Annotated in this window: 31 protein-coding genes; 13 read left to right on the plus strand and 18 right to left on the minus strand. The window is 60.9% G+C overall.

Going from position 1 to position 24799, the window contains the following annotated elements:
- Nucleotides 1–44: 44 nt before the first annotated feature.
- The 3 genes from BMZ35_RS16215 to BMZ35_RS16225 form a co-directional block, all read right to left on the minus strand.
- The gene (locus tag BMZ35_RS16215; RefSeq protein ID WP_093095039.1) at nucleotides 45–2285 is read right to left on the minus strand and encodes a xanthine dehydrogenase family protein molybdopterin-binding subunit; all 2241 of its coding nucleotides are present in this window, start codon (nucleotides 2283–2285) and stop codon (nucleotides 45–47) included.
- 3 nt (nucleotides 2286–2288) lie between these two features.
- On the minus strand, nucleotides 2289–2747 hold the full coding sequence (locus tag BMZ35_RS16220; protein ID WP_093095041.1) for a (2Fe-2S)-binding protein: 459 nt from the start codon (nucleotides 2745–2747) through the stop codon (nucleotides 2289–2291).
- 161 nt (nucleotides 2748–2908) lie between these two features.
- Entirely contained in the window at nucleotides 2909–4570 is a 1662-nt protein-coding gene (locus tag BMZ35_RS16225) for a hypothetical protein (protein ID WP_131814395.1), read from the minus strand.
- Between the two features lie 370 nt (nucleotides 4571–4940).
- On the opposite strand from BMZ35_RS16225, the gene gap reads away from it, so the two are divergent.
- Complete coding sequence (gene gap, locus BMZ35_RS16230) at nucleotides 4941–5939, plus strand: type I glyceraldehyde-3-phosphate dehydrogenase (protein ID WP_093095047.1); 999 nt, start codon at nucleotides 4941–4943, stop codon at nucleotides 5937–5939.
- 86 nt (nucleotides 5940–6025) lie between these two features.
- Complete coding sequence (locus tag BMZ35_RS20985; RefSeq protein WP_093095050.1) at nucleotides 6026–6169, plus strand: hypothetical protein; 144 nt, start codon at nucleotides 6026–6028, stop codon at nucleotides 6167–6169.
- 188 nt (nucleotides 6170–6357) lie between these two features.
- On the opposite strand, the gene BMZ35_RS16240 is transcribed toward BMZ35_RS20985, so the two are convergent.
- Entirely contained in the window at nucleotides 6358–7158 is an 801-nt protein-coding gene (locus tag BMZ35_RS16240) for an ABC transporter permease (RefSeq protein ID WP_242654829.1), read from the minus strand.
- Between the two features lie 137 nt (nucleotides 7159–7295).
- Between BMZ35_RS16240 and BMZ35_RS16245 the strand changes: the two genes are divergently transcribed.
- Nucleotides 7296–7880 carry a GcrA family cell cycle regulator gene (locus BMZ35_RS16245; protein WP_093095051.1) on the plus strand — a complete coding sequence of 195 codons (585 nt, stop codon included), beginning with the start codon at nucleotides 7296–7298 and terminating at the stop codon, nucleotides 7878–7880.
- Nucleotides 7881–7948: 68 nt separating this feature from the next.
- Here the strand turns inward: BMZ35_RS16245 and BMZ35_RS16250 are convergent, their stop codons facing one another.
- The 4 genes from BMZ35_RS16250 to BMZ35_RS21130 all read right to left on the minus strand — a co-directional run bounded on the left by BMZ35_RS16250 (nucleotide 7949) and on the right by BMZ35_RS21130 (nucleotide 13590).
- Nucleotides 7949–8692 (minus strand): prephenate dehydrogenase/arogenate dehydrogenase family protein, encoded by a 744-nt coding sequence (locus BMZ35_RS16250; RefSeq protein ID WP_093095053.1) that lies wholly within the window; start codon nucleotides 8690–8692, stop codon nucleotides 7949–7951.
- Between the two features lie 192 nt (nucleotides 8693–8884).
- The gene (locus BMZ35_RS16255; RefSeq protein ID WP_093095056.1) at nucleotides 8885–10084 is read right to left on the minus strand and encodes a multidrug effflux MFS transporter; all 1200 of its coding nucleotides are present in this window, start codon (nucleotides 10082–10084) and stop codon (nucleotides 8885–8887) included.
- A gap of 55 nt (nucleotides 10085–10139) precedes the next feature.
- Nucleotides 10140–12044 (minus strand): AsmA family protein, encoded by a 1905-nt coding sequence (locus BMZ35_RS16260; protein WP_093095060.1) that lies wholly within the window; start codon nucleotides 12042–12044, stop codon nucleotides 10140–10142.
- 100 nt (nucleotides 12045–12144) lie between these two features.
- Entirely contained in the window at nucleotides 12145–13590 is a 1446-nt protein-coding gene (locus BMZ35_RS21130; protein ID WP_242654830.1) for a pentapeptide repeat-containing protein, read from the minus strand.
- Between the two features lie 95 nt (nucleotides 13591–13685).
- On the opposite strand from BMZ35_RS21130, the gene rimO reads away from it, so the two are divergent.
- The 5 genes from rimO to BMZ35_RS16290 all read left to right on the plus strand — a co-directional run bounded on the left by rimO (nucleotide 13686) and on the right by BMZ35_RS16290 (nucleotide 16835).
- Nucleotides 13686–15107, plus strand: coding sequence for a 30S ribosomal protein S12 methylthiotransferase RimO (gene rimO, locus BMZ35_RS16270; protein ID WP_093095155.1), 1422 nt, complete (start codon nucleotides 13686–13688; stop codon nucleotides 15105–15107).
- On the plus strand, nucleotides 15088–15495 hold the full coding sequence (locus BMZ35_RS16275; protein WP_093095064.1) for a hypothetical protein: 408 nt from the start codon (nucleotides 15088–15090) through the stop codon (nucleotides 15493–15495). The genes rimO and BMZ35_RS16275 overlap by 20 nt, the downstream gene beginning before the upstream one ends.
- Nucleotides 15496–15552: 57 nt before the next feature.
- Nucleotides 15553–16128 (plus strand): hypothetical protein, encoded by a 576-nt coding sequence (locus BMZ35_RS16280; RefSeq protein ID WP_093095066.1) that lies wholly within the window; start codon nucleotides 15553–15555, stop codon nucleotides 16126–16128.
- 87 nt (nucleotides 16129–16215) lie between these two features.
- A complete protein-coding gene (locus BMZ35_RS16285) occupies nucleotides 16216–16593 on the plus strand; it encodes a thiol-disulfide oxidoreductase DCC family protein (RefSeq protein ID WP_093095068.1) in 378 nt (125 codons plus the stop codon).
- Entirely contained in the window at nucleotides 16590–16835 is a 246-nt protein-coding gene (locus tag BMZ35_RS16290) for a CDGSH iron-sulfur domain-containing protein (RefSeq protein ID WP_093095070.1), read from the plus strand. Before BMZ35_RS16285 ends, BMZ35_RS16290 begins: the two co-directional genes overlap by 4 nt.
- Before the next feature lie 73 nt (nucleotides 16836–16908).
- On the opposite strand, the gene BMZ35_RS16295 is transcribed toward BMZ35_RS16290, so the two are convergent.
- From BMZ35_RS16295 to BMZ35_RS16320, 6 genes are all read right to left on the minus strand, one after another.
- On the minus strand, nucleotides 16909–17163 hold the full coding sequence (locus BMZ35_RS16295; RefSeq protein WP_093095072.1) for a DUF6455 family protein: 255 nt from the start codon (nucleotides 17161–17163) through the stop codon (nucleotides 16909–16911).
- 21 nt (nucleotides 17164–17184) lie between these two features.
- The gene (locus BMZ35_RS16300; RefSeq protein WP_093095073.1) at nucleotides 17185–17454 is read right to left on the minus strand and encodes a DUF6455 family protein; all 270 of its coding nucleotides are present in this window, start codon (nucleotides 17452–17454) and stop codon (nucleotides 17185–17187) included.
- Nucleotides 17454–17729, minus strand: coding sequence for a DUF6455 family protein (locus tag BMZ35_RS16305; protein ID WP_093095076.1), 276 nt, complete (start codon nucleotides 17727–17729; stop codon nucleotides 17454–17456). Before BMZ35_RS16305 ends, BMZ35_RS16300 begins: the two co-directional genes overlap by 1 nt.
- A complete protein-coding gene (locus BMZ35_RS16310; RefSeq protein ID WP_093095079.1) occupies nucleotides 17726–18001 on the minus strand; it encodes a DUF6455 family protein in 276 nt (91 codons plus the stop codon). The genes BMZ35_RS16305 and BMZ35_RS16310 overlap by 4 nt, the downstream gene beginning before the upstream one ends.
- Before the next feature lie 67 nt (nucleotides 18002–18068).
- Nucleotides 18069–18422: a YigZ family protein gene (locus BMZ35_RS16315; protein ID WP_093095081.1), complete on the minus strand. Its 354-nt coding sequence runs from the start codon at nucleotides 18420–18422 to the stop codon at nucleotides 18069–18071.
- A 3-nt stretch (nucleotides 18423–18425) separates the two neighbouring features.
- Entirely contained in the window at nucleotides 18426–19133 is a 708-nt protein-coding gene (locus BMZ35_RS16320; RefSeq protein WP_093095083.1) for a M48 family metalloprotease, read from the minus strand.
- A gap of 100 nt (nucleotides 19134–19233) precedes the next feature.
- On the opposite strand from BMZ35_RS16320, the gene BMZ35_RS16325 reads away from it, so the two are divergent.
- Entirely contained in the window at nucleotides 19234–19473 is a 240-nt protein-coding gene (locus BMZ35_RS16325) for a hypothetical protein (RefSeq protein WP_093095087.1), read from the plus strand.
- Nucleotides 19474–19573: 100 nt separating this feature from the next.
- Here the strand turns inward: BMZ35_RS16325 and BMZ35_RS16330 are convergent, their stop codons facing one another.
- Nucleotides 19574–19831 (minus strand): DUF167 domain-containing protein, encoded by a 258-nt coding sequence (locus BMZ35_RS16330; RefSeq protein WP_093095090.1) that lies wholly within the window; start codon nucleotides 19829–19831, stop codon nucleotides 19574–19576.
- A gap of 76 nt (nucleotides 19832–19907) precedes the next feature.
- Between BMZ35_RS16330 and BMZ35_RS16335 the strand changes: the two genes are divergently transcribed.
- Genes BMZ35_RS16335 through BMZ35_RS16345 form a run of 3 tightly spaced genes read left to right on the plus strand, consistent with a single transcriptional unit; the run spans nucleotide 19908 to nucleotide 22348 of the window.
- On the plus strand, nucleotides 19908–21029 hold the full coding sequence (locus tag BMZ35_RS16335) for a class II histone deacetylase (protein WP_093095092.1): 1122 nt from the start codon (nucleotides 19908–19910) through the stop codon (nucleotides 21027–21029).
- A 54-nt stretch (nucleotides 21030–21083) separates the two neighbouring features.
- Complete coding sequence (locus BMZ35_RS16340) at nucleotides 21084–21662, plus strand: nitroreductase family protein (protein ID WP_093095093.1); 579 nt, start codon at nucleotides 21084–21086, stop codon at nucleotides 21660–21662.
- Nucleotides 21647–22348, plus strand: coding sequence for an EI24 domain-containing protein (locus tag BMZ35_RS16345; protein ID WP_093095095.1), 702 nt, complete (start codon nucleotides 21647–21649; stop codon nucleotides 22346–22348). The genes BMZ35_RS16340 and BMZ35_RS16345 overlap by 16 nt, the downstream gene beginning before the upstream one ends.
- 54 nt (nucleotides 22349–22402) lie before the next feature.
- On the opposite strand, the gene BMZ35_RS16350 is transcribed toward BMZ35_RS16345, so the two are convergent.
- Together BMZ35_RS16350 and mce are read right to left on the minus strand one after the other, a co-directional pair.
- On the minus strand, nucleotides 22403–22693 hold the full coding sequence (locus tag BMZ35_RS16350) for a DUF1467 family protein (protein ID WP_093095097.1): 291 nt from the start codon (nucleotides 22691–22693) through the stop codon (nucleotides 22403–22405).
- A 55-nt stretch (nucleotides 22694–22748) separates the two neighbouring features.
- On the minus strand, nucleotides 22749–23153 hold the full coding sequence (gene mce / locus BMZ35_RS16355; protein ID WP_093095100.1) for a methylmalonyl-CoA epimerase: 405 nt from the start codon (nucleotides 23151–23153) through the stop codon (nucleotides 22749–22751).
- A 164-nt stretch (nucleotides 23154–23317) separates the two neighbouring features.
- Here mce and BMZ35_RS16360 point away from each other — a divergent pair, with 164 nt between their 5' ends.
- Nucleotides 23318–24034, plus strand: coding sequence for a response regulator (locus tag BMZ35_RS16360; protein WP_093095103.1), 717 nt, complete (start codon nucleotides 23318–23320; stop codon nucleotides 24032–24034).
- A gap of 6 nt (nucleotides 24035–24040) precedes the next feature.
- Here BMZ35_RS16360 and BMZ35_RS16365 read toward each other — a convergent pair whose 3' ends face one another.
- Entirely contained in the window at nucleotides 24041–24754 is a 714-nt protein-coding gene (locus BMZ35_RS16365) for a GNAT family N-acetyltransferase (protein WP_093095105.1), read from the minus strand.
- Nucleotides 24755–24799 lie beyond the last annotated feature (45 nt).

Raw genomic sequence — 24799 nt, forward strand, 5'->3', positions numbered from 1 at the left:
GGAAGACCCGCCATTACATGCGGCAGACTTCCGGAACTCAACTTTTACACGAAATTGATATGATGATACAGCGGCAATTCGCGAATCCGCTGTCCCGTGGCTGCAAAGATCGCATTGGCAAGGGCCGGTGCCGCCGGCGGCACCGGTGGTTCGCCGATTCCGCGCACAGCATCGCCGTTCTCCAACCCCCGTACCTCAATCTCTGGACATTGGTAAAGCCGCATCCCTTCGAAGCTGTCATAGTTGCGCTGTTCGGCCATGCCATCGGCATAGGTGATCTCACAATTGATGGCATGACCAAGGCCAAAGACAACGCCCCCCTGAACAAGGTTTTCGAAGTTGACAGGGTCAATCACCGTGCCGACCTCTGCCGCAACCCAGACCTTGTCAATACGAATGCCCGCATCCGTGGCGCTGACCTCGATCACTTCCGCAGTAGGCACGCCGAAACTCTCGACAAAGGCAACTCCGCGCCCTTTTCCCGCACCCAACGGGCTACCCCAGTCCGACATCTCAGCCACTGCCTCAAGCACCTTGCGGCTTACCTCATGCTGCATCAGGCGAATGCGTTCCTCCATCGGGTCCGCTCCGGCGGCATGGATCAGTTCGTCCAGCGCGCAATCGAAGAAGAACCCGCCCGCTGAGGCACCAACAGAGCGCCATGACGACACGGGCGCCAATTCCTCCACGCGGTAGGCCCGCATGCGGAAATGCGGCAGGCCATAGGGGTTGTTCCACGCACCCGCGGCAATCTGGCTATCCGGCCCCGGCACTGGCAACCCGGCCCGCCCCATCTGCGATGTTATCACCGACGGCATTGCGACCTGCAGGTCCAGCGCCTCGACCTTGCCGTCGCGCACTGCACCGCGCGCCCTTGCCATGCCCGGATGACGTGGGAAATCATGCGCGAAATCTTCCTCGCGCGAATACGTCAGCTTGACCGGCGTGCCGCGCATCTTGCTGGCAATCTCGGCCGCCTGCTTGACATGCTCGAACTCGAGCCGGTGGCCAAAGCTTCCGCCCATGTAGTGATTGATGAAATTGACCTGCTCGGCATCATGCCCTGTGATCGCGCCAACCAGTTGCTGCAGCAGACGCGGAAACTGGTGACCCGTCCACACCGTAACACCGTCTTCTTCCACCAGCACGGTCGCGTTCAATGGCTCCAGCGGCGCATGCGCCACATATGGTACGCGGTATTCGGCCTCGACCTCCGCGCCGGAACGCAGAGCCGCATCCGCATCCCCCTCATTGCGCCAGATCTTGTCCAGCTTGTCCTCTGTAAACGACGCTTCGATCGCCGCCCAATGCCCGTCCTGCTCGGACGGATATGGCGCCTTGCCCCAATCGCATTCAACCGCCTCGGCCGCCTTGATCGCCCGCCAGGTGTTATCCGCAATCACCGCGATACCACCGGTCACTTCGACCACGTCTTTCACGCCCCGCATTCTGCGCGCCTGAGTCGCGTCAAAACCATTCAATCCGCCGCCCTGGCGCGGATTGGTCCGCACCGCCGCCTTCACCGCGCCGGGAATTTCAACGTCGATCCCATAGATCTGTGTGCCCGTGGACTTGGCCACGATATCAAGCCGTTGCGTCGGTTTCCCGATCAGCCGCCACTGGTCCGGGCGGCGCAGCGTCACTTTTGTCACCGGATCAATCCCGGCCGCAGCCTTGGCCAACGACTGGTAGGACAGCCTACGCCCATCCGGTAGGATCACATGGCCGGCTTCGGTCCTGAGTGCCGTGGTGTTGATCCCGGTTTCCTCTGCCGCTGCCGCCTTGAGCGTTTCCCGCGCAATGGCGCCGGCCCGCCGCAGCTTGTCAAAGCTGTCCGGCATCGAGGTCGACCCCCCGGTGCCCTGTAGCCCGATGAGTTTCATCACTCCGCCCATGACGCCCCGCATGGACTCGGCCACCATCCCCGTATCCGTGGCCATGAAGGGGACGCCCTCCTCGGCCATAGCGGTATTCCAATAGGCTTTGTCCGGCTTGCCGAAGCTGGTCTCGAACTGCCCCAGCTCAAGGTCCATTTCCTCGGCGATCAAAAGCGACTGTGAATGGGCGACACCCTGCCCCTTGTCGCCATGCGGACCGATCAGCGTAATCTTATCACCGTCAATCACCACCCATGGGTTGAAGGTCGCCGCCCCTTCGCTCAATCCATCCTCAAGCGGGTTCCCATAAGGTGTCTTGACCCGGTACACCCCGAAGGCCACGCCCCCCAGAACAGCCGCCGACCCAATCAGGAAGGACCGACGTGCAATCTTGCCAACTTTACCCATGGATCAGGCCCCCTGTGCTTTCTGCGCAGCAAGCTTTACCGCCGCGCGAATACGTGGATAGGTGCCGCAACGGCACAGGTTGCCCGACATGGCCTGGTCAATCTCGGCATCACTCGGCATCGGCGTCTGCTCAAGCAGAGCAGCTGCCTGCATCACCTGCCCGGACTGGCAATAGCCGCACTGCGCGACCTGCAACTCAACCCAGGCTTCCTGCACCGCATGCAGTGCTCCGGGCTGACCCAGCCCCTGAATGGTCGTCACCGGCCCGTCCACGTCCGATACCCATGTCTGACAGGACCGGACTGCCTCGCCGTTGATATGAACGGTGCACGCTCCGCAGGCCGCGACCCCGCAGCCATATTTCACACCCTTGATGCCAAGTTCGTCCCGCAGCACCCACAAAAGCGGCATGTCCTCCTCGACATCCACCTCATGACGCTGACCATCCACGATCAATTCCAAAATGGCTCTCCCGTTCGCTGCGCTCTGCTTCTGAGATGCAACATAGGCAGGATTGGGCAAATTCAACTCGCAGATCGTGCCATTTTACCTACAGATAGCGCCAAACACAAAAAGGGGCGCCCACAGCCAATGCCTTGGACGCCCCTTTTAACTCACTGGAATCAATTCCAGAACTTCATAGACCTCCCATCGAACAACAATGTCCCGCCCAGCGTCACCTTGGTGTCGTCCTGGGCAATCAGCGTGCCATGACCATAGCGCCCAATGGCGTTGCTCGCACTCAACTCAAGGCTCAATGGCGACCGTGGCACGTGATAGCGCAGGCCCGCAGCCCACACAGTCTCGTCCGCATCCCCTGCAACCGGTGTCACCTCGGCTATCGCGTTCAACCCGTTCGCCACTTCAAAATTAACCCCCAGACCAAAGCCGAAGAACTCGTTCTGGCCCCAGGCTGAAACCTTGGGCTCGGCCATGAAGGCCAGCCGGCTTGATGATTTGTAGGACATCGGCAACCCGGCATAGAATGTGCCGTTCAAGTTGGCACTGGTATCCCGCCCCATCAGCAGTTTGACCGCTAGCGAGAACGGACTGCCGTTGTTCTGGTCCATGAAGCGTGCGCTGCCCCCAACCAGCCAGGCCGCGTCCGTGCTGGGCACCTTGGCGCCCGTCGTCCCGTCATCGGCGCGCTTCTCATAAGCCACCTCGACCTGGAAATCGTAATCGGGGCTGATCTTGAACCCACCGCCATAGCTGCCCTGCGATCCGCCAAACCCGGTGACGGCAAAGGTGCCAGGCGTCATCGTGTCCGGTGAACTCAGCGTGAACCCGTCCAACTGCAGATCGGTCTGGCGCCGGGTCAGCGGCTCTCCCGACAACCCGCGGTAATTGGGGCGGTATCCCGGCCCGGTGCCCGGCGTCCATGTCATCGTCGCGCCGATCAGCGTCGTATCGCCATCCGGGAAGAAGGTCAGTGCCCGCGTGGCAGGTGTCACGCCCATGCCATTGGTTGCAAAGAAATCCAGTGCGGTCTTGGGCGAAACGTTATACCGCGCGCCCACTGTCCAGACGGGCTCCCGGTCCATCGCACCGGACTGGCGGATCGTATTGTTCCCGGTCACCGGCACCGTGACCGAGCCATAGGCGCTCCAGCGCAGAGACGGCTTCCAGTTCACTCCCGCCCCGATATAGCCAAGCGTGCCATAAAGCGGCACACCTCCCATCTTGTCGGGCAGGAAAGACACCCCCGGCGTGACCGTGAACATCCATTGATCATTCGGCACATAGCTGATCGGCACGTTCAGCGCGCCGATTGCCCCCCGGAATTCATCGGCGGCGTTGCCGTTCAACCCTTCGAACAGGGCATGCTCGATCGACGCTTCCGCCGCAATTTTCCAGTTTCCGGTATCGACGAACTGATAGGCACCGCTCAGCGCCAGCACCTCCACCCGGATCGGGGGAATATTGCCGTTGATCGGTTTTGGCGGCGGGTCCTGAAACAGCGAATAGGACAGTCCGGCCTGAAACCGATCGGCAATCCCGTATTGAAAGCCACCGAAATAAAACTGGTTCCCGGTCCCGGTCGAATTTGTGTTGGTGCCCGGTATCGTGTGAAGCGCCCCGATCCACGTGTCCAAGGCGCCCTTGGGAAGAACAACGCCGGTGGGGAAGTTGAACTGGTGCCGATAGTGCTGCTCCAAGGGCGACTTTGCGACCGCACCGCTCCCGGCCCCATCAGCCCACCCCGGCGCGGCAACGCCGGTGGCTCCCGCTAGGACGGCTGCAAGACTCAGGGCACGCCGGTCAAAACTCAAAACATCAGACATAATCATTCACTTCCTTCAAAGAGCCTTCGGGTCAGACCCGCGATGGCGCAATAATCGCCATTCCCTCCCGATCCCCCAAGCTTTAGCCCCATTTCCATCGTCGGGCCAGCCTGCGCGTCTGACCGAGGGGGATTTTTGTCACAAGTCCTGCCCGAAGCTTGCGCATGGCGCATTTGCGGGCAGCGAAGCACCCTTGAATGAGGCAAAGCCCGCCGCGACGGCGCGATCGTTAGCGCCACCGGGCGTCACGCCGCCACATTTAACGCTAACACCTTCATTCCTTGGTGATTTCGCCCTTTCCCCCCAACCACTGTTCACTATAGGAAACCCCCAAATCGTACACGCATCTGATATTGGTCAGGAGAACATCATGACTGTTACCGTTGGTATTAACGGATTCGGCCGGATTGGCCGCTGCACCCTCATGCACATTGCCGAAGCCGCGCGCGACGACGTCAAGGTCGTCAAGCTGAACGCAACCGGCCCTGTGGAAACCGCAGCCCACCTGATCCGCTATGACAGCGTCCATGGCCGCTTTGCCAACGAGGTGACGATCGGCGACGGCACCCTCGACGTGGGCCGCGGCCCAATCGAGATGTACTCGACCTATGACATGGACGAGTTGGACTGGGGCGGTGTCGACGTGGTGCTGGAATGCACCGGCAAATTCAACGATGGCGAAAAGGCCAAGAAACACCTAGAACGCGGCGCCAAGAAAGTGCTTCTGTCTGCCCCTGGCAAGAACGTGGACAAAACCATCGTCTTTGGCGTGAACGAGGAAACTCTGGAAGCCGGCGACACGATGATCTCGAACGGCTCCTGCACCACCAACTGCCTCGCACCTGTGGCCAAGGTTCTCAACAATGCCTTCGGCATCGAATCCGGGATCATGACCACGATCCACGCCTATACCGGCGACCAGCCGACACTCGACCGCCGCCACAAGGACCTATATCGCGCCCGCGCAGCAGCGATGTCGATGATCCCCACCTCGACCGGTGCCGCCAAGGCGCTTGGCGAAGTTCTGCCCGAACTCAAAGGCAAACTCGATGGCTCGGCAATCCGTGTTCCCACACCGAACGTTTCAGCTGTGGACCTGACTTTCACCGCAGGCAAGGACGTGACCGAAGCCGATGTGAACGCCGTGATGGCCGAAGCCGCCGCCGGCCCGATGAAAGGCGTATTGGGCTATAACGAGGCGCCTCTGGTGTCGATCGACTTCAACCACACCACCGAAAGCTCCACCTTCGCAGCCGACCAGACCAAGGTCATCGGTGGCCGTCTCGTGCGTGTGCTGGCCTGGTATGACAACGAATGGGGCTTCTCTGCCCGCATGGCCGACGTGGCCGCCCTGATGGGTCGCCTCTGAACCCATCTCCCCTACAACGCTTGCGCCCCCGGAGGCGGTCGGGCATATCTGTCCTGACTGACCACTATCCGGGGGCGCATCGCGTCATGACCAACCCTATTGCTGTTTTTCTGGCTGTCCTGATCCTCGCCGGGCTTGGCGCAGATCTTCTCCTGAATGACGGCGAAGCCACGATGGTGTTGGCCCGCAAGTTCTTTGACTTGATCGAATGGGTCGCCTTCTGGCGCTAACCCTCCTGCCCCGGATACATCGCAGCAGACTGCTCGATCCCACTTTGGCGTGGCTCAGCGCACTGAGCCTGTGGGGCGCTGCCCCGCCTCGCGCAGAATGCGCGGGACTCCCCAGGGTATTTGACACCATTGAGAAAACAAGACGCCTTCCTGCTCATCAATGGTCAAAAATACCCATGCGCGACCCGTCAGCTCTTGAGACGATAGCCGGTTCTGATCATCCGCCAAGCCAAAGCCGACACGACAAGCGTGACCCCGGCAACAACGCTCAGACCAAGAACTGGATCGCTGTCGGATACACCGATCACGCCAAAGCGCGCGCCATCAATCAGGTAGAAGATCGGGTTCACCCGGGTCAGTACCTGCAGCCCGCCGGGAAGCGCTGAAACCGAATAGAAAGTGCCCGACAGAAAGGCGAGCGGGGTGACAATGAAGTTGGTGATCGCCGCCATCTGGTCGAACTTGTTGGCGAAGATCCCGGCGACGATTCCGACGCTCCCCATCAAGGCACCGCCGAGCGTCACGAATGTCAGCGCCCAAACGGGATGCGCCACACCGATTCCCAGCACAAGCACGAGGCCAATCGTGATCCCCAGAGCAATCACCACGCCGCGCGCCACAGCGCCAGCAAGATAGCCAACCACGATTTCCATCGGGGAGAGTGGCGGCATCAGCGTATCCACGATATTTCCCTGAACCTTGGAAATCACGATTGAGGACGAAGTATTGGCGAAGGCGTTCTGAATGACCGTCATGGTCATGATCCCCGGTGCGAGAAACTCGATGAAAGGCACGCCCATCACAGCCCCGCGCGACGGGCCAATGGCAATCGAGAAGATCAGCATGAACAGCCCAGCCGTCACCAGGGGCGCCAGAAGGGTCTGCGTCCACACCACCCAGAAGCGCAAGACTTCTCGCCTCATCAGCGTCCAAAGCCCCAACCAATTGACCCGGCCGAAGCGTCGGACACCCATATCGAGCTGATTCATCGTCTTCTCCCGCGCCTGAGTACGTCCAAGGGTGATTCTCGGCCTTGTAACTCCGAATGGGGTGGCTAGAATAGGCCCCTGACCAAGAAATGCAGAGGCGGCCTGATGCGGGCCGCTTTTTAGCTGAGGAAACACGGATGTCCTGGACCGACGAGCGCGTAGAGCTTTTGAAGAAACTTTGGGGCGAAGGCCAGTCGGCCAGCCAGATTGCCAAGGAACTGGGTGGCGTGACCCGCAACGCGGTCATTGGCAAGGTGCACCGGCTTGGCCTGTCCAACCGCACCTCCGGCGGCGCCAAGGCCGAAGCCAAACCCAAGGCCGAGGCCAAGCCAAAGCCCGCACCCAAGCCCAAACCCGCGCCAAAACCCAAACCCGAGGCCGAGGCCAAACCCGAACCCAAAACCGAACCGGCGGTGGCTGCGCGTCCCGCGCAATCGATGCGCAAGGCCATCATCCCTGCCGGTCAGCCCCTGCCGCCGCAGCCTTCGGCCAACGAGATAAGCCCCGAGGCTCTCGCCAAGGTCAACGAGGTTGAAAAGACGGCCAAGAAGCTGTCGCTTATGGAACTGACCGAACGCACCTGCAAATGGCCCGTGGGCGACCCGGCGACCCCGGATTTTTGGTTCTGCGGTCTGCCTGTACAAGCGGGCAAACCCTATTGCGAAGCCCATGTCGGCGTTGCCTTCCAGCCGATGAGCTCGCGGCGCGACCGCAAGCGCTGAGCGCCCCCCGGCTGCTCCCGGACAAGACCTGCAAACCCCGGGCCCGCAGCCCGGGGTTTTCCTTTGGATCACGCCTCAAATTGGGTCCGCAGCTTTTCGGCGCGGGCAAAGAACGCATCGCGCACGCCGGCGGCATAAGGGTTGGCTGCCTCGATCGCGTGCAGCACCGTGGGGGGATCATCCTTCACCATGGCAATCGCATCTCGCAACAGATCAAAGCTTGCCGTGGTCATCCGTTCCGGCAACGGTCCCAGATCGCTCAGCACCTTGGCAATCAGATGGGTCAGCCCCTGCACCGTCGCCGCTTCGCGATCATGGGCTTCGGGCGTCGTTACGATCACCTCCAACCCCAGCCGCCGCAGGAACGCCGCCACCACGCGCCACCGTGCACCGCGCAGGGGACAGAGCGCAATCTTGCGCCCCGCAACGCCGCCCTGTGCGCTTTGCGGACCAAAGAGCGGATGCGTACCGACAATGTCCACGTCACGCGGCAGGTGCTCTTCCATGACCTGCATCGGACCAAGCTTGACCGACCCCACATCCAGCACCAGGGTCCCCGGGCGCAACATCGGCCCCAGTTTCTCACACAGATGCGCCATCCGCGCCACCGGCACGGCAAGCACCACCACATCGCAAGCCGCGATTTCTTCCAGCTCCCCCGTGGCAAAGGCACGCCCATCCTCCAGCACCGCGCCGACATAGGCCGGATCACTCACAACCAGATCGAAATGCGCGCCAAGCTCACGCGCCACAAGCTTGCCAAATGCGCCAAAGCCGACGAGGCCGAGCGACAGATTTTCGTGAACTCCCATGACAGGGGCCCTTTCCTTGGGCCGCGCATCGCGGGATGTCGATTTGTCGATGTTTGCCTCTCATCAACCCCCGGTCAGGCGGCGGTTGAACATGATGAAAGCCCCGCCACTATGTGGTCAGGGGATAATACACAACAGAGATGAGGCGGTTCAGTGTCATGACCTGCTCATGCCATGCGCCAAAGTGGTTCGTCAAGCCGGGAGCGGGTCACGCAGGTCTACCCAACGCACATATAGTGCTGCCACAAGCGAAATCGCCACACTCCCGAGCATGATCAACAAAAGCGCCAACGCGCCGTTCTCCGGCGTCAACAGAGATCCCGCCATCCATGTCAGCACGGCGCCCCCGGCCACGCTCATCGCGCCCGACAGTCCCGAGGCACTGCCTGCCAGTTGCGGACGCACCGACATGACACCGCTGCCCGCCGCGGGCATGGTCAGCCCGTTGCCAAAGCCCACGAACATCACGCAACCCACGTAGCTCACCGGATGCACCAGCCCACTCAGAACCAGCACAACCCCAAGACACAGCCCAAGGGTCGCGGCCAACCGCCCGGCCAGCACGGTGACGAACAAAGGATGCCGCCGCGCCATGCGCCCGGACAGGAAACTGCCCAGCGCAAAGCCCATGGTGATCGCTCCAACCGTCACGCCAATCTGGGCCGTCGACAAGCCAAACACCATTGCCCCGACCAGCGCCGCCCCGGCGACGTAGACATAGAAAGCCCCAAGCGAGAAGGTGATACAGATCGCATACCCCCAGAACCGACGCGACCGGAACAGCTCAGGGTAGGTGCGAAACTGCGACAGAATGGTTTTCGAAGGCGAGGTATTGGTCTCGCCCAGATCGGCCCAAGCGAGGATGAACAACCCGGCCCCCGCCAACGCAAAAAACACGAAATTCGCCCGCCAGCCAAAGACCTGATCCAGCACCCCGCCCAGCATTGGCCCCGTCATGGGCGCAACCGCCATGGCCATCGAGATATAGCCCAGAAGGCTGGCCGCCTCACGCGCGTCGAACTGGTCGCGCACCATCGCCCGGCTGATCGCCATGGCGCCGATCACCGTACCCTGCGCCATGCGAAATGCCAGGAACACACGGATATCCTGCGCCAGCAGCGCGCCGATCGACGCCAAAACGAAAATCGCCAACCCGACAAGAAGCACCGGGCGCCGTCCATACCTGTCCGACAACGGCCCCATGATCAGCTGCAACACGGCCGTCACCGCAAGGTATCCCGCAATCGACAGGTTCGCGACACCATATGGCACGTCGAAATCTTCGGCGATATGGGCCAGCGATGGCAGGAACATGTTGAGCGACACCACCGACATCGCGGTCAAAAGGACCAGCGTCGTCACATGCGGTGGGGTGCGGGCGGCGGTTATCATGACGCCTTTCTGTCACGGACCGGGCCTCTTGCCCAGAGCCGTCAAATCTGCCCGACTAGTCCTGTCCCAACAGTTTCAACAGCCCCTTCTTGGCCTCGTCCTCCAGCCGTTTCTTGACCGCGTCCTCGGTCGACTGGCCTTCCTCTTTCACGATGCCAAGCTCCTCTTCCACGCGCTTGGTCGCCTCTTCCTCAAGCGCCTTACGCTCTTCAGCAAGGTTCTGCTTGAGCACCGCGTCCATGTCAGGCGTGATCCGCGGGTTGTCCCAACGCCCCTCAACCTTGACCGGCACCGCCAGCCCCTTGCCGTCTTCCCGGCGCAGCTGCGGGGTCAGCGTGTAGTCGATACGTCGCTTGCCAAGCCCCACGCTGCCCTTGCCCCGCGCAATCACCTTGGGCAATTCCATCAGCAGGTCATCGTTTTTCATGACGCCCTTGTCGATGGTCCAACTTGCCGACATCTGGTCAAACACCGTCGTACCCCCCGTGGGATCGCCGCGAAACAGTTTGTCGAGGTCGATCCCCTCGATGGTTCCACGACCCACAGCCACGTTCCCGCTGCCCTGAAGGCTGTCCATGATCGCCTGCACCGAACCGCCCGCCCCAAGGAAATCCATTGTCATGTCCGCCTTGCCGGTAAACCGGTTCAATCCCGCTGTCGCCCCCAGAAGCCCCTTGAGCGCAATCTGGCGCATGCTCAGATCACCGCGTACGGAAAACCCGCTGCGCCCGTTGGCAACAAAGGTCCCCTGCACTGCACCCTCGTAAGCCGCCAGTTCCTTGAGCGTGGCCACAGCCCGCGCATTGTCGATTTCCACAACGGCCCGTGTGCGGCCAATGTCGATCCCGCCCAGATCAATTGCTTCGGCACCAAACACGACGCGACCATCCACCAGACCAAGCGCGCTGGTATCAATCGGCGCCTTCGACCACCCATCGGCGGGCGCCGTCGTACCGCTGTCCGCACCCCCTCCCATCATCGCATCAAGATTCAGCTTCCCGGCAACGATATTGGCCGTCACCTTGGGCCGCTTGCCGCCAAGTGCCACATCCGCCTCGGCATTTACCGTGTTGCCCAAAGCGGTCACGATCCCCTTGCGCAGCGACAGGGTCTGCGCCCGCGTCAGCGTCACCTCCCCTTCCATGCGCGCACGCCCTGTCAATCCGGCCTCCAGCCCCAACGCCCGGAGAAACGCCGCCGAATCCGGCAGATCGGCGACGACGCGCCCCGCCGCCTCGGGCGCCATGCCGACACGCCCGTCAAAATCCACGCGTCCACCTGCGGCCTTGATCGTTGCGCCAAGCGACGACACCGCCCCCGCGAGCAGATCGTCCAGACGCCCGACCGTCGCCGCAATTTCCACATCCTTGCCCGCGGGCCGCGCCGTCACCGCGATCTCTGCCGGTTGGTCCACGCCGGGCCAGCGCAAGTCCAGATCGAGATCCGCCACCTCGAAACGATCACCGCCATGATCGACATAACGCACCCGCGCCTTTCGGATGCTCAACAATTCCAGCGACACCTGCCGCGCAGGCCCGGCAGCCTTCGCACCTTCGTCGTCCGGAGCGTCGCCTGCGGGCACCAACGCCCAGTTCACTCGTCCATCCGCAGCCTTTTCCAGCAAGACGTCAGGCGCCACCGCCTCGATCCGGGTGATCCGGATATTGCCCGACAAGGCGCTCATCACATCCACCCCGATCGCCGCGCTCTCGGCCTGGAACATTGCGCCGCCCGTGGACCAGTCGGCGTTGCTGAGCGTCACCGGCCCGGTCGACACCCCCAGCACGGGATACCAGCTGATCCCGACCTCGCCCTCGAACACAAGATCCCGCCCGGTCATCGCCTTGACCTGATCGGCGGCCAGCCTGGCGATCTTCTCACCCGGCAACAGCATCACCAGCCCCACCAGCCCCAACGCCACGACAACAATGACCATGAAAAGAATACGGATCAGACGCATGGGTCCCTCCTGTGACTGCTCTCGTTTCAGCCTACGCCCGCCCAAGCGCCCCACGCAACTCAAACGCACGTGTACCCAAGGGGGAAAAGCCCGCCCCCCTTCACCGCAACCGAAACCGCTGCCGCAATCCGAGACCAAGGAAAAAGAGCATCGGCAGGCTAAACACCGTCTGAAGACCCGACCAAGCTTTCAGCACCGTCGGCAATCCTCTGAGCACGTCTTGCAGATACAGCCGCCCAAAACCGAACAGCGGAAACAGGTTGGAAAAACTCACCCCCATCGCCTTGCCCAGCCCACCTTGCCCCGTGCTGGCGAAATACCCCCAGAACGCCGCAACCCCCAGCGCCCAACAGCCAATCAGCCACCATGTGGGCCGTGCAATGGAATGGCCGTATTCCGAAAAGATGCGAAAAAGATGATAGGGAAGCCGCTGCCAGAGGTTCCCGATCTGCCCCGCCGCTGCCATCTCCCTCCGGAAAAAGAAATGCGCGTCTTCGGGCAGACCTTGTTGGGTCAGGACATGTCGAAGCGAGGCACAACTGTCACGCACCTGCTTGGCCTCCTGATTTGTCCCCTTTGGCCAATGGGCCTCCTCAGCGGTGAACACCGTCGTTGGGTGCAGCATCGCGCCTTCCAAAATCGGGTAGGCATCCCGAAACTTTGCATCGCGAAAGGTGCTCGGCTGGTCGAACTGGCAATCCGTGAAATCCGAAAGGCAAGTGCCTTCGTCCCTCGTATGTCCGAATAATGCCTCAGAGAAATAGCTTCTATTTACGAATGTGGCCCCCCAGAAGCTTGCTCTTGCTTGGAATTTGGTCGCCCGAAAATGCGCAAGTCCACCAAAAAAACACTCTGAAAACGATACGTCTGACAAGAGCTCTGCTTTAGAAAAATCTGCTGTTTGTTGGAACTTCGTTTCGCTGAAGCGCGCGTGGCGGAACGATCGCGCTTCAGGCATGAATGTCGGTCCGCGAATTGTGGAACGAAACAAACTGAACTCATTGAAACTCGCATGCGCGGCATAGAAACCGCCAAAAATCTCAGCACTTTCGACAAAAAACCTGTCTTGAATATCAGCAGATGTAAGAAAAAAGTCATGCTGAAAGCAAGTTCGATAGGCCCTTAATTCACTACAAAATCTGGCGTCCACAACCGAAAGGCTGGAAGGAATGAAAAAACCGTCCAGCACAAGTTTGTGATGGAATAACACGCCCCTTAAGTCGATCGGGGAATAAGACCTTGGCATACTTACAGGTGTAACTCCTCCACCAATTCGCTTCCAAGCATCGCTGAATAAGTTTTCCGTGGTTTTGGCCAGTTGCTGTCCTCCCGACAACTCACGCGCTCCAACTTTCAGTTTTTGCGCAATTTCTTTGAGTTTAGTATGAGGAACGTCCTTCCCTGCCCAGGCATTCCACGCCTGCCGGTTCTTCGCGTGCAGCTCCCAATCAATCTCCTCCCCCTCCTGCTCCCCATAAAGCGTCATCAGCACGTACCACGGGTTCTCGTTCGCTGGTGTCAGCTTCCGCTCCGCAGTTTCCCCCATACCGGTCTCCCATCACGAACCACTCAACCCGCACCATAGCCCACCCCCACAATTCAGCAATTCCCAAACCCGCCGTCATCCCCTATATGCCCCCCATGTCCACGAACCCGCCCGATCTCCGCCCCGACCTCGCCCGTGCCACCCTCACCGGCGACAAACGCCCCGGCCAGCCCACCATTGGCATGGTCTCCCTTGGCTGCCCGAAGGCGCTGGTCGACAGCGAACGCATCCTCACGCGGCTGCGCGCCGAAGGCTATGGCATCTCGCCCGACTATTCCGGCGCGGATGCGGTGATCGTGAACACCTGCGGCTTTCTCGACTCGGCCAAGGCCGAATCCCTCGACGCCATCGGCGAAGCGCTCAATGAAAACGGCAAGGTCATCGTCACCGGCTGCCTCGGCGCCGAACCCGAGTTCATCACCGGTGCCCACCCCAAGGTGCTCGCCGTGACCGGCCCGCATCAATATGAACAGGTGCTCGACGCGGTGCATGCCGCCGTCCCCCCCGATCCGAACCCCTTCGTGGACCTGCTCCCGGCCTCGGGCGTCAAACTCACCCCGCGCCATTTCAGCTATCTCAAGATTTCCGAGGGCTGCAACCACGCCTGCAAATTCTGCATCATCCCCGACATGCGCGGCAAACTCGCCTCACGGCCCGCCCACGCCATCCTGCGCGAGGCCGAGAAACTTGTCGAAAACGGCGTCAAGGAACTCCTTGTGATCTCACAGGACACCTCCGCCTACGGGCTGGATCGCAAGTATTCCACCCACCCGTGGAAAGACCGCGAGGTCCGCTCGCATATCACCGATCTCGCCCGCGAACTGGGCCAACTCGGCACACCCAAGGACCTCTGGGTCCGCCTGCACTATGTCTACCCCTACCCGCATGTGCGCGACCTGATCCCGCTCATGGCCGACCCGGATACGGCGCTGCTGCCCTATCTCGACATCCCGTTCCAGCACAGCCACCCAGACACGCTCAAACGCATGGCCCGCCCCGCCGCCGGGGCCAAAACGCTGGACGAGATCGCCCGCTGGCGCGCCATCTGCCCCGACATCACCCTGCGCTCGACCTTCATCGTCGGCTACCCCGGCGAAACCGAGGCCGAGTTCCAGCACCTTCTGGACTGGATGGACGAAGCTCAACTCGACCGCGTCGGCTGCTTCCAATACGAAAACGTCGACGGCGCGCGCTCCAACGCCCTGCCCGATCACGTCCCCGAAGACGTCAAACAGGATCGCTGGAACCGCTTCATGGAAAAGGCGCAAGCCATCTCCGAGGCCAAACTCGCCGCCAAGGTGGGTCAGACCTTGGACGTGATCGTCGACGACATCGACGCCGAAGGCATCGCCACCTGCCGCACCAAGGCAGATGCGCCGGAAATCGACGGCAACTTGTTCATTGATGAGGGGACCGAGGGGTTGTCGGTCGGGGATATCGTTCGCGTTGAAGTTGACGAAGCGGGGGAGTATGATTTGTGGGCGGAGGTAAGTGCCCATGAACGGATCAAACGGTAATTCTAGCAAGTCGCCGGAAGAGCGTATTAGCATCATTGAAGGAAAGTTTTCAGCGATCAACGACAACCTGAACAAGATTCTGACCAGAGATGTAATCTCACTCGCTGTTTTGGCCGCGATAGTTTCAGTCATTTCTGGTTTTTTTGGGATAACGATCAAAAACTCTACTGAAAAGCAAATGAATGCTGCGGTTGACAAAGCTGATGCGCAATTAAAGGAGATTGAACTTCAGGCCACATATTCAGAGAAAAAATCTGAGGTCATTTTTGAAAAAATAGAAAGCAACATAGAAAGAAAGATCGCGGAACTCGATCAGAAGATCGAAATCTTTGATGAAAAAATGAAGGAGATAACCTTAGGAAAGACACCGTCACTGGGGTACATTTAGATTCTTACAGAAGACGGGTTCAATCGAGAGCCGCCCTCTGCAATCGTTGAAATCTCAATGGGTCGCGCGAAAGAAACACGTACTACACCCGAATACGTGTACTGCTACGCGCGAGCGACCGTCTGGCTCAATACCAGAATTGAAGGCGCAACAATAGCAAAACTCATTTCTTACAAAGTAACTTGGCCAAACAGTCTGGTCGACATACTCACCAAGAAAGACTTCAATCAAAGACCGAGCGTTATAAACCATTTCAACAAAATTGGCTGGAACAGCAAAGTAAAAGAACAGGACGCCGATGTCCACAAAGACGTAGGATCTCGCTCTTCTATAAGCTACCAATCGGGTAGGATTAGTTGCGAGAGCGCTGAAACCATCGTTACAGAAGCGACGAAACTCCAGCACTTCGATGATTTCTCCGTGCAACCGATATTTGACGTAGATTTTCCAACCGAGATCGCAAGCACGACGTTGTTTCCTCGCAAAGGAGCCTACGTTACCGAGGCAGACATTGACCGATTTTTCAAAACCCACCTTATAGAAGGTGGTCCGCTAAGCGAAAAATCTGATTCAGAACACTCAACAATCGGCGACTTTGGAACGACTGGTTCGCCTGATGCCTCTGCCCCATAGCGCAACCCAACGGTTGGGGGCTGTGTATAAACCAATCCACCGCCCCCCTTCCCCCGTACCCCTCCTGACACCCAATCAGGAGCCCCCATGCCCGCCGAAACCCGCGTCCTCTTCAATGCCGACTGCCCGGTCTGCAACGCCGAGATCTGTCACTACCAGCGCTACACCGACGCCCGCGCCCTGCCCGTGCGCTACGACGATCTGAACGGCCCCGACCGCGCCGCGTGGGGCATCGATCCAAATACAGCCGCTCAACGCCTGCATGTCATGCATCTCGGTCTGGTCTACTCCGGCCTCGACGCCTTCCGTATCTTATGGAAACAAATGCCGCGCTATCGCTGGCTTGCCACGCTCACCGGGCTGCCGGGGCTGTACCGGATCGCATCTTTCACCTACGATCACGTCCTTGCCCCAACCCTTTATCGCCGCCATCTCAAACGCACTCGGCACGGAGAAACCGCATGACAGACACCCCCATCATCGCCCAGACCGCCCCCTACCCGACCGAAGTCGAAGAAGGCAAAACCTACTTCTGGTGCGCCTGTGGGCGCTCGTCCAAGCAACCGTTCTGTGATGGTTCGCACAAGGATACCGGCCTCACCCCGGTCAAATATACCGCCGAGGCCAGCAAGAAGGTCTTCTTTTGTGGGTGCAAGCACAGCGGCAAAAAACCGCTCTGTGACGGATCACACAACCATCTGGACTAAGCGCCCATCACTTTCTTTTTCCCGAAATACCCGGGGGAGTCGCAGTGACAACTGCGACGGGGGCAACGCCCCCTTACCCGGCCTTCAATTCGTCCAGCAGGTCCTGGTTCTCGCAATATTCCGGCGCGTGCTTGGCGCTGTGGTGTGTCTTGAGCCACCCCTGGCACGCCCCCACATCCCGGCACTGGGTGCATTTCATCACCGCAGAGCGATACTTCACGGCCAACTCCGGGCGGGTCGTCAAAACCTCTTCCCAATCCACACCAACCCGGTCCGACATCTCCGACACGAGGCCGGAATGCTTGTCCAGCTTGCTAAAAAGTCCCATCTTTCGTCCTCTCTCAAGGGATCAGCGGCGGGCAGCCAGCCGATCCAGTAGTTCCTTGTGCATGCAGCACTCCGGCGCGTCCTGCCCCGGCCCCGACGCCGTGGCCAGCCATGCCTCGCATTGCGCCACGCTCGGACAGGTCCGGCAACGCGTCACCAGATCGGCATAGCCGTTGGCCGACAGATGCCCTTCGGCCATGGCTTCGCTGAGTGACAGGCCCATGGCCCGCGCCACGCTCCGCGTCAGCCAGAAATGCTTTGCCGGGTCTCCCAGCGGCTGCACGATCCCCATTACTCCAGCGCCTCCAACGCATCCTTGAGTTTTTCAAACTTGTCCTGGTTCACGCAGTCCCGCGGCGGTGCCTCTGCGCTTTCGGTGTCATGCTCCGCGAGCCAGCGCTTGCAGCCGCGGGTCCAGTCACACCCCCGGCAGTCTTCCACCATCTCGGCCCATTCCGCCTGTGACAGCTCCGCCTGCGCCATTGCCGCAACCAGATCGGTTTCCGTGACCTTGGCCATGCGCTGCGCCAGCCAGTAATGCGTGTTGCTTTCGCCAAGAGGCTTCATCCGCCCTGCCTCCCGAGCTCGGCCATCAAACTCCGGTTCCGGCAGAAGCCCGGCAACCCGTCAGCGCCCGCCGGAAGCACACCACACACACTGTCCTGCCATCTTGCACAGGCATCCGGATCGTCGCAGGCCATACAACGCTGCATGGCCTCGCCGATCCCTTCGAACGGCAGGGCACCTGCAATGGCCGCCTCCTGCAAATCAACGCCGGCGCGGCGCGCGGCCCCGTCCAGCAGCGCGGCATGTCGTCTCGTCTTGGTCCTGTCTGTCATCGCGGCCTCCGCAAATGCTCATGCAGGACACGATATCACCGACATGGAAAGGTGCCCTTGACTTGCATCAACCGCGTGCATCGAGATAGGCGCGCACGCAATCCTGAACCCGGCGGAACCGGTCGCCCCCCAATTTTGTGCCTCCATACCAACGCGTTACAACCACAACATGATCATGAAGCCCCTCGCGTTCGAGCATCCGCAAGATCACCATTCCGGCGCCAGACTCGCCGTCATCCCCCTTGAGAGGCGTTCCGTCAGCAAACAACGCAGCCCAGGTGTTGTGAGTTGCCTTGGCGAATTTCCGGTCCCGCTTCAGATCCTTGAGAAAGGCGTCCACTTCGCGCCTGTCCCGCGCCACGCCCCCCGAAACCGCGTATTTCGAGCCGCGATCCGTGACGACATTCTTCAGTTGCAGCATCACTCAGAGCTTGGCCGCTGTCTGGCGCACGATGGCCATGCGCGCCTTGTTGGGCGGATGCGTGCCAAGGAACTGATCGCCGGGATCGGGAATACGGTTGAAGAACTCGGCCCCGCGTACAGGGTCATAGCCCGCACGATGCGCAATCACCGTGCCCAGCGCATCCGCCTCCAGCTCGTATTCCTTGGAAAAGGACCGCGCTCCCACATCCGCACCCACGTTCATCGCAAGGTCGACCATCTCGGCGTTGCCCCCCATGACACTCGCCAGGATCGCGCCCACCGCCGCCCCGGCCAGCGCATCCTGCTGGGTGCGGTTCAGATGTCCAGCCACGTGATGCGCCGCCTCGTGCCCCATGACAAAGGCCAGTTCATCCTGGTTTCTGGTCTGGGCAATCAGGGCAGCCGTAAAAATGATCAGCGGGCGCCCGGAACGGTCTTCCGTCTGATAGGCATTGGCGGGCAGGTTCAGACGCTTGTCGACGGAAATTGCGTAATCACAGTTGGTGTTTTGCCGCGTGCGCTGGCGGCATTCACGTTCCGCCACGGGTTCCAGCCGCGACTTGACGGGGGCCAGGCGCCGGTTGGCTTCGTCAAGGCTGATGGCCGGGGTCGCCGCCCGTGTCGCCGCGGGTTTCGACGGCGCGGGATCAGAAGTCGTGCTGACACATCCGGCAATCAACAGAACAAGAGGTAATACACTCAGACGCATGACACTTCTCCCTTTGGGGTTCCGGAAATTTAGCCCTGCGCCGCCGCCGTTTCCAGTGCGAAATGCTTGCAGTCCGGCGCGGGCGCGCTACTCTGGGAGCATGTTCAGCATCGAGCACGAATTTGACGCCACGATTGTCACCCTTGTCGACGAAGGCACTCAGCCTTTGGGCGAAGATGTGATCATCCACCTGTTCGAAGACTGCATCACTATCGAACAATATGATGCGCGTACGGATACGGTGCAGAAAATCACCCTCACCAATCATCAGGCCCAGGATCTTGCGGCCGCGCTGGACCTGCCCGAAGGGGTCTACATTCTCAAGCGCGACGAGGACTGAAAGCGACAGCGGGGCGCTGCCCCGTTACAGCAAAGCTGCGACTCCCGGGATATGTGCACCCATTGAGAAGCGGCGAGGCTGCGCGATTCCAGCCGGGGCCTCACCCTGTCTCCAAGCGAAAAGTCTTGTCCCGTGTGCTTTGGCCACGTACCAGCGTCAGGCGAGATTTGGCCACGCCCAGTGCCTTGGCCACAAGCTTTTGCACGGCGGCATTTGCCTTCCCACCTTCCGGCACGACTGCGACATAGACCCGGATTACGCCGTCCTCTACCGTGATCCGGTTACGGGCGGCGCGCGGTGTCACCCGCACTGCGAACTCCGCGCCCGGTCGGATCAGGTCTTTCAGCTCATCATTCATATGCGCCTCCGGGGAGATTTACTTCGCGCTACCTTGCTGCTTATCTACCCCTCAAAGGCGACGGGAGAAAGCAGCGATGACAACAGGGTTTTTCTGGGACGAACGCTGTTTCTGGCACTCGGGCGGGAATTATGCGCTAACCCTGCCCGTCGGCGAGCTTGTTCAGCCGCTCGCCTCAGGGGGGCTGCCCGAAAGCCCCGAAACCAAGCGTCGCCTCAAGAACCTGATGGATGTGACCGGGCTGAGCAAAGACCTTGATCTGCAGAGCGCCGACCCGGCTAGCAAAGAAGAGCTTCTGCGCGTCCACCCCCGCGCCTTTCTCGATGAGTTCAAGGACATGTCGGATCAGGGCGGCGGCGACCTTGGCCTGCGCACCCCCTTTGGTCAGGGCGGCTTCGAACTTGCCGCGCTCTCCGCAGGGCTGGCTACCGCCGCCGTCCGCGCAGTGCTGAGCGGCGAGGTGGACAATGCCTATGCGCTCTCGCGCCCGCCAGGGCACCATTGCCTGCCCGACTGGCCCAACGGCTTCTGTCTTCTGGCCAATATTGCCATCGCCATCGAAGCCGCCTTTGCCGAGAACCGGTGCCGGAAGGTTGCCGTCATCGACTGGGACGTGCATCACGGCAACGGCACCGAAGCCATTTTCTATGACCGCGACGACGTGCTGACGATCTCACTGCATCAGGAATACAACTACCCGCTCGACACGGGCGACAAACAGGATCGCGGCACCGGGGACGGATTGGGCCACAACATCAACATCCCCCTGCCGCCGGGTTGTGGACATGTCGCCTATCTCGATGCAATGAACCGCATTGTCCTGCCCGCGCTGGATACCTACCAGCCCGACCTGATCGTGGTTGCCTGTGGCTATGACGCGGGCATTTTTGATCCTCTGGCCCGCATGCTTGCCACCGCCGACACGTTCCGCCAGATGACCCGGCAGGTAAAGCAGGCCGCCGAAAAACTCTGTGGCGGCAAACTGGTGCTGGTGCACGAGGGTGGCTATTCCGAGGCTTACGTCCCCTTCTGTGGCCATGCCACGATCGAGGAACTGTCCGGCTCGGACAAACACGCCCCCGATCCCATGGCAGCCACCGTTGCAAAACGCCAACCCAACGCGCGCTTTGATGCGTTCATTGCCGAGCAGATCACCGAAATGGCCGCCTATTTCGCAACATCACCCGAAAAAGGTTGAACTTTTGCGGCCACGCGCCGACATGAAGTCCAACGGAACGACAGGACCAGACATATGCCAGATCCAAACCCGCAGGCGCTCGATTTTCTTCTGACGCGCCGCTCGCGCCCCGCCAAAACCCTGACCACCCCGGTCCCGACCCGCGAGGAGCTCGCGCCGATCCTGCAAGCCGCCCTGCGCGCGCCCGATCACGGCAAGCTGGAACCCTGGCGGCTCATCGTGCTGGAGAAACCCGCCCTGAACCGCCTTGCGGGGCTGGTCAAAGACCGCGGCGCAGCGCTTGGCATTGACCCGGACAAGATCACCAAGAACCACGATCAATTCGCCCATGCCGACCTTGCCGTGGCCGTGATCGAAGCCCCTGTCATTGCCGAAAAGATCCCGGCCATTGAACAGACCTATTCGGCGGGCGCTGTCTGCCTGCAACTGCTGAATGCCGCGCTGGCATCGGGCTGGGGCGCCAACTGGCTCTCGGGCTGGGCCAGCCATGACCGCCTGTTCATCGAAAAGGGCCTCGGTCTTGCCCCGCATGAACGCGTCGCCGGGTTCATTCATATCGGCACCGAACGCGCTGCGCCCCCCGAACGCCCCCGTCCCGACATCGAGGAAAAGGTCACATGGGTATCTCAGTAGTCGTCACCTCGTTTTTCAAGGCCCTCGGACAGATGGGCGACCGGCGCTTTCGCCGTGTGCTCCTGCTTGGCGTTGGGCTGACCTTTGCGCTTCTGGTGGCCGCCTATGTCGCCTTTCTCGCCTTCCTGAACTGGATTGGCGCCGCCGAAACCGTGCAGGAGCTGATTGGCGAAGTCACGTGGCTGCCCGACCTGATCACCTGGACCTCGTTCTTCGTGATGATCGCGCTTTCGGTCTTTCTCATGGTGCCAGTGGCCTCGGCCATCACGTCCATGTTCCTTGACGAGGTCGCACAGGCGGTCGAGGACCGCCACTACCCCAACTTGCCACCGGTCGACCCGGTGCCCTTCTGGGATGCGGTGCGCGACACCGTTAACTTCCTTGGGGTGCTGATCACCGCCAACCTGCTGGCACTGGTGCTCTACGTCTTTTTTCCACCCCTGGCGCTCTTCATTTTCTGGGGCATGAACGGGTTCCTGCTGGGACGGGAATACTTCCAGCTGGCTGCCATGCGCCGTATCGGACGCGAAGGCGCCAAGGCCCTGCGCAAGAAACACATGGGCACGATCTGGCTCGCCGGAACGCTGATGGCGATGCCGCTGTCCATTCCGTTGGTGAACCTGCTGATCCCGATCTTGGGCGCTGCGACCTTCACGCATCTTTATCACCAGATAGGCGATCGCTAGGGCGCGGGTTTCACCCGCCCTAACCCCGGTTCGCCAGTTCTGCGGCGTCTGACCCTACTGGGTCGCCTCGACAGGCGCTGGCCCCATCCGGTTGAACCAGTCAAAATCCCGCACGGTGATCACGCCCGTGGTGATGATCCAGTAAAGAATGCCCCACATCACCGCCGCCGCGACCGTGGTGATCTTGGCCTTGGTCTTGAGGTTGTGATGCTCCGGCGCGCCCGCATGGGTGCCGGGAACAACCTCCCCAACATCCCCCTGCGTCTGCAGACGGATCGGGATCACGATCAGAAAAGTCATGAACCAGAGAACCGCGTAAAGCACGATAGCCGAGGTGATCGTCATGCAGGGAGCCTCCCAAAAGCTGCGGGCGGCCTGATCGCCGCCCGCCTCTCATATGTTATACCTGTTCCAGTTCTACAAGACAGCCGTTGAAATCCTTGGGATGCAGGAACAGCACCGGCTTGCCGTGCGCACCGATTTTCGGTTCTCCGGTTCCCAGCACCCGCGCGCCGGTTTCCTTGAGGTGATCGCGCGCGGCGATGATGTCATCCACCTCGTAGCAGACGTGATGGATACCGCCCGACGGGTTCTTGTCGAGAAAACCTTGAATCGGGCTGTTTTCGCCCAGCGGATACAGCAGTTCGATCTTGGTGTTGGGCAGTTCGATGAACACCACGGTTACGCCGTGATCCGGCTCGTCCTGCGGAGCCCCCACCTTGGCGCCAAGCGCGCTGCGGTATTGCTCGGAAGCGGCTTCAAGGTCGGGTACGGCAATCGCCACGTGGTTCAAACGTCCAATCATGTCGGTATCCTCATGTCATAAAGGGTCTCAAGTCCGCACCTCTTATGATCATCCCAGCCCGCCTGCGCAAGCGTCAGGGGGTCGCGGCTTGCTTAACGCTTCGTTAGGCAAGTTTGCCCTACTCTGATCCGGTCTGATCGCCTTACTGCCAGAGGAGTTTCGCAATGGATGACCGCTCGCTCATTAATCCACTTAACGTGCCCACCCCACAACGCCCTCTTCTGGGCCTCACCATTCTTGTGGTCGAGGACAGCCGTTTTGCCTGTGACGCGCTGCGGCTGATGTGTCTGCGCTCCGGGGCACGCATCCGGCGGGCCGATTGCCTTGCCTCGGCGCGTCGGCACCTGCAGATCTATCGCCCCAATGTCGCAATTGTCGATCTCGGCCTGCCTGATGGCTCCGGGACAGACCTGATCAGGGAGTTGACCGACGCCGCGCCGCGGATCGACGTTATATTGGGGACGTCCGGCGATGATCTTGGCGAAAAGCTTGCCTTTGGCGCCGGGGCGGATGGGTTCCTGTCCAAGCCGCTCTCCAGCCTGACCACATTCCAACAGGCCATCCTGTCCCGCCTGCCCGGCGATCGCCGCCCGCCGGGACCACGCATAGTGGCGGATGAAACGATCATGGCCGATCCCGTGGCCTATCGCGATGACCTGATGCACGCCGCCGACGCGCTGCAGGACGGACCGAAGGATACCACCATCGACTATGTGACACAGTTCCTCTCCGGGATCGCGCGCAGCGCCGAGGATACGCCGCTTCTCAACGTGGTCGAATCCATCAGCCGCGCGCGACGGGCTGGTCAGATGCCGGTCTCGGAACTGGCACGTCTCAACGGGATGATGCGGGATCGTCTGGCGCAAGCCTCCGCGATCTGACGCGGCTCAGAGCGTCGGGTCCTCGGCCACGCGCACCAGACGGGTCAGGTCGCTCAGGCTTTCATTCTGTCGTCCCGCAGCATCAAAGTTGCGTGGCGACAACCAGACCTCGAAGGCCTGCTTGAGCGCGGGCCATTCCTTGTCGATCGCGGCGAACCACGCGGTATCCCGGTTCCGGCCCTTATAGACCAGCGCCTGCCGGAACACGCCTTCATAGCTCAAGCCCAGCCGCTGCGCCGCCCGGCGCGACGGCGCATTGAGCGCATCACACTTCCACTCATAGCGGCGATACCCGGCCTCGAACGCCCATTGCATCATCAGGAACATGGCCTCGGTCGCCGCCCGCGTGCCCTGCATCATCGGGGCAAAGTTGATATTCCCAACTTCGATCGACCCGGCCGCGGGGTTGATCCGCAGATACGACGCAACCCCGGTAAAGGCACGCGCCTCTTTGGAATAGATCGCATAGAAAAAATGATCCGGATTGGCGACGGTTTCGCGCACCCAGCGGTGGTATTGCGCCGCAGAGTGGAAAGGGCCGTAGGGCATGTAGTCCCAAACCCAGTCATCCGCCTGATATGCCCGGAAAAGCAAGGCGGCATGCGCCTCGGCATTCAACGGTTCGAGCCGGGCAAAGCTCCCCTCAAGAACCGCCCCACCGGGAACCGGCGGCGGTGTCCATCCGGGTACGGCCGCCCCCACGGGCCTGTCGTCGCGCATGTCCAGAACTCCCCATTGCTCCAGACCGATTTGTTGCACAGTCCA

Origin of the sequence: Shimia aestuarii, assembly GCF_900114635.1 — a bacterium.
GTDB lineage: Bacteria > Pseudomonadota > Alphaproteobacteria > Rhodobacterales > Rhodobacteraceae > Shimia > Shimia aestuarii.

Coding starts and splice junctions, on each gene's coding strand:
- BMZ35_RS16215 (WP_093095039.1), bottom strand. CDS start 2,285: ATGGGTAAAGTTGGCAAGATTGCACGTCGGTCCTTCCTGATTGGGTCG.
- BMZ35_RS16225 (WP_131814395.1), bottom strand. CDS start 4,570: ATGTCTGATGTTTTGAGTTTTGACCGGCGTGCCCTGAGTCTTGCAGCC.
- gap (WP_093095047.1), top strand. CDS start 4,941: ATGACTGTTACCGTTGGTATTAACGGATTCGGCCGGATTGGCCGCTGC.
- BMZ35_RS20985 (WP_093095050.1), top strand. CDS start 6,026: ATGACCAACCCTATTGCTGTTTTTCTGGCTGTCCTGATCCTCGCCGGG.
- BMZ35_RS16240 (WP_242654829.1), bottom strand. CDS start 7,158: ATGAATCAGCTCGATATGGGTGTCCGACGCTTCGGCCGGGTCAATTGG.
- BMZ35_RS16245 (WP_093095051.1), top strand. CDS start 7,296: ATGTCCTGGACCGACGAGCGCGTAGAGCTTTTGAAGAAACTTTGGGGC.
- BMZ35_RS16250 (WP_093095053.1), bottom strand. CDS start 8,692: ATGGGAGTTCACGAAAATCTGTCGCTCGGCCTCGTCGGCTTTGGCGCA.
- BMZ35_RS16255 (WP_093095056.1), bottom strand. CDS start 10,084: ATGATAACCGCCGCCCGCACCCCACCGCATGTGACGACGCTGGTCCTT.
- BMZ35_RS16260 (WP_093095060.1), bottom strand. CDS start 12,044: ATGCGTCTGATCCGTATTCTTTTCATGGTCATTGTTGTCGTGGCGTTG.
- BMZ35_RS21130 (WP_242654830.1), bottom strand. CDS start 13,590: ATGGGGGAAACTGCGGAGCGGAAGCTGACACCAGCGAACGAGAACCCG.
- rimO (WP_093095155.1), top strand. CDS start 13,686: ATGTCCACGAACCCGCCCGATCTCCGCCCCGACCTCGCCCGTGCCACC.
- BMZ35_RS16275 (WP_093095064.1), top strand. CDS start 15,088: ATGAACGGATCAAACGGTAATTCTAGCAAGTCGCCGGAAGAGCGTATT.
- BMZ35_RS16280 (WP_093095066.1), top strand. CDS start 15,553: ATGGGTCGCGCGAAAGAAACACGTACTACACCCGAATACGTGTACTGC.
- BMZ35_RS16285 (WP_093095068.1), top strand. CDS start 16,216: ATGCCCGCCGAAACCCGCGTCCTCTTCAATGCCGACTGCCCGGTCTGC.
- BMZ35_RS16290 (WP_093095070.1), top strand. CDS start 16,590: ATGACAGACACCCCCATCATCGCCCAGACCGCCCCCTACCCGACCGAA.
- BMZ35_RS16295 (WP_093095072.1), bottom strand. CDS start 17,163: ATGGGACTTTTTAGCAAGCTGGACAAGCATTCCGGCCTCGTGTCGGAG.
- BMZ35_RS16300 (WP_093095073.1), bottom strand. CDS start 17,454: ATGGGGATCGTGCAGCCGCTGGGAGACCCGGCAAAGCATTTCTGGCTG.
- BMZ35_RS16305 (WP_093095076.1), bottom strand. CDS start 17,729: ATGAAGCCTCTTGGCGAAAGCAACACGCATTACTGGCTGGCGCAGCGC.
- BMZ35_RS16310 (WP_093095079.1), bottom strand. CDS start 18,001: ATGACAGACAGGACCAAGACGAGACGACATGCCGCGCTGCTGGACGGG.
- BMZ35_RS16315 (WP_093095081.1), bottom strand. CDS start 18,422: ATGCTGCAACTGAAGAATGTCGTCACGGATCGCGGCTCGAAATACGCG.
- BMZ35_RS16320 (WP_093095083.1), bottom strand. CDS start 19,133: ATGCGTCTGAGTGTATTACCTCTTGTTCTGTTGATTGCCGGATGTGTC.
- BMZ35_RS16325 (WP_093095087.1), top strand. CDS start 19,234: ATGTTCAGCATCGAGCACGAATTTGACGCCACGATTGTCACCCTTGTC.
- BMZ35_RS16330 (WP_093095090.1), bottom strand. CDS start 19,831: ATGAATGATGAGCTGAAAGACCTGATCCGACCGGGCGCGGAGTTCGCA.
- BMZ35_RS16335 (WP_093095092.1), top strand. CDS start 19,908: ATGACAACAGGGTTTTTCTGGGACGAACGCTGTTTCTGGCACTCGGGC.
- BMZ35_RS16340 (WP_093095093.1), top strand. CDS start 21,084: ATGCCAGATCCAAACCCGCAGGCGCTCGATTTTCTTCTGACGCGCCGC.
- BMZ35_RS16345 (WP_093095095.1), top strand. CDS start 21,647: ATGGGTATCTCAGTAGTCGTCACCTCGTTTTTCAAGGCCCTCGGACAG.
- BMZ35_RS16350 (WP_093095097.1), bottom strand. CDS start 22,693: ATGACGATCACCTCGGCTATCGTGCTTTACGCGGTTCTCTGGTTCATG.
- mce (WP_093095100.1), bottom strand. CDS start 23,153: ATGATTGGACGTTTGAACCACGTGGCGATTGCCGTACCCGACCTTGAA.
- BMZ35_RS16360 (WP_093095103.1), top strand. CDS start 23,318: ATGGATGACCGCTCGCTCATTAATCCACTTAACGTGCCCACCCCACAA.
- BMZ35_RS16365 (WP_093095105.1), bottom strand. CDS start 24,754: ATGCGCGACGACAGGCCCGTGGGGGCGGCCGTACCCGGATGGACACCG.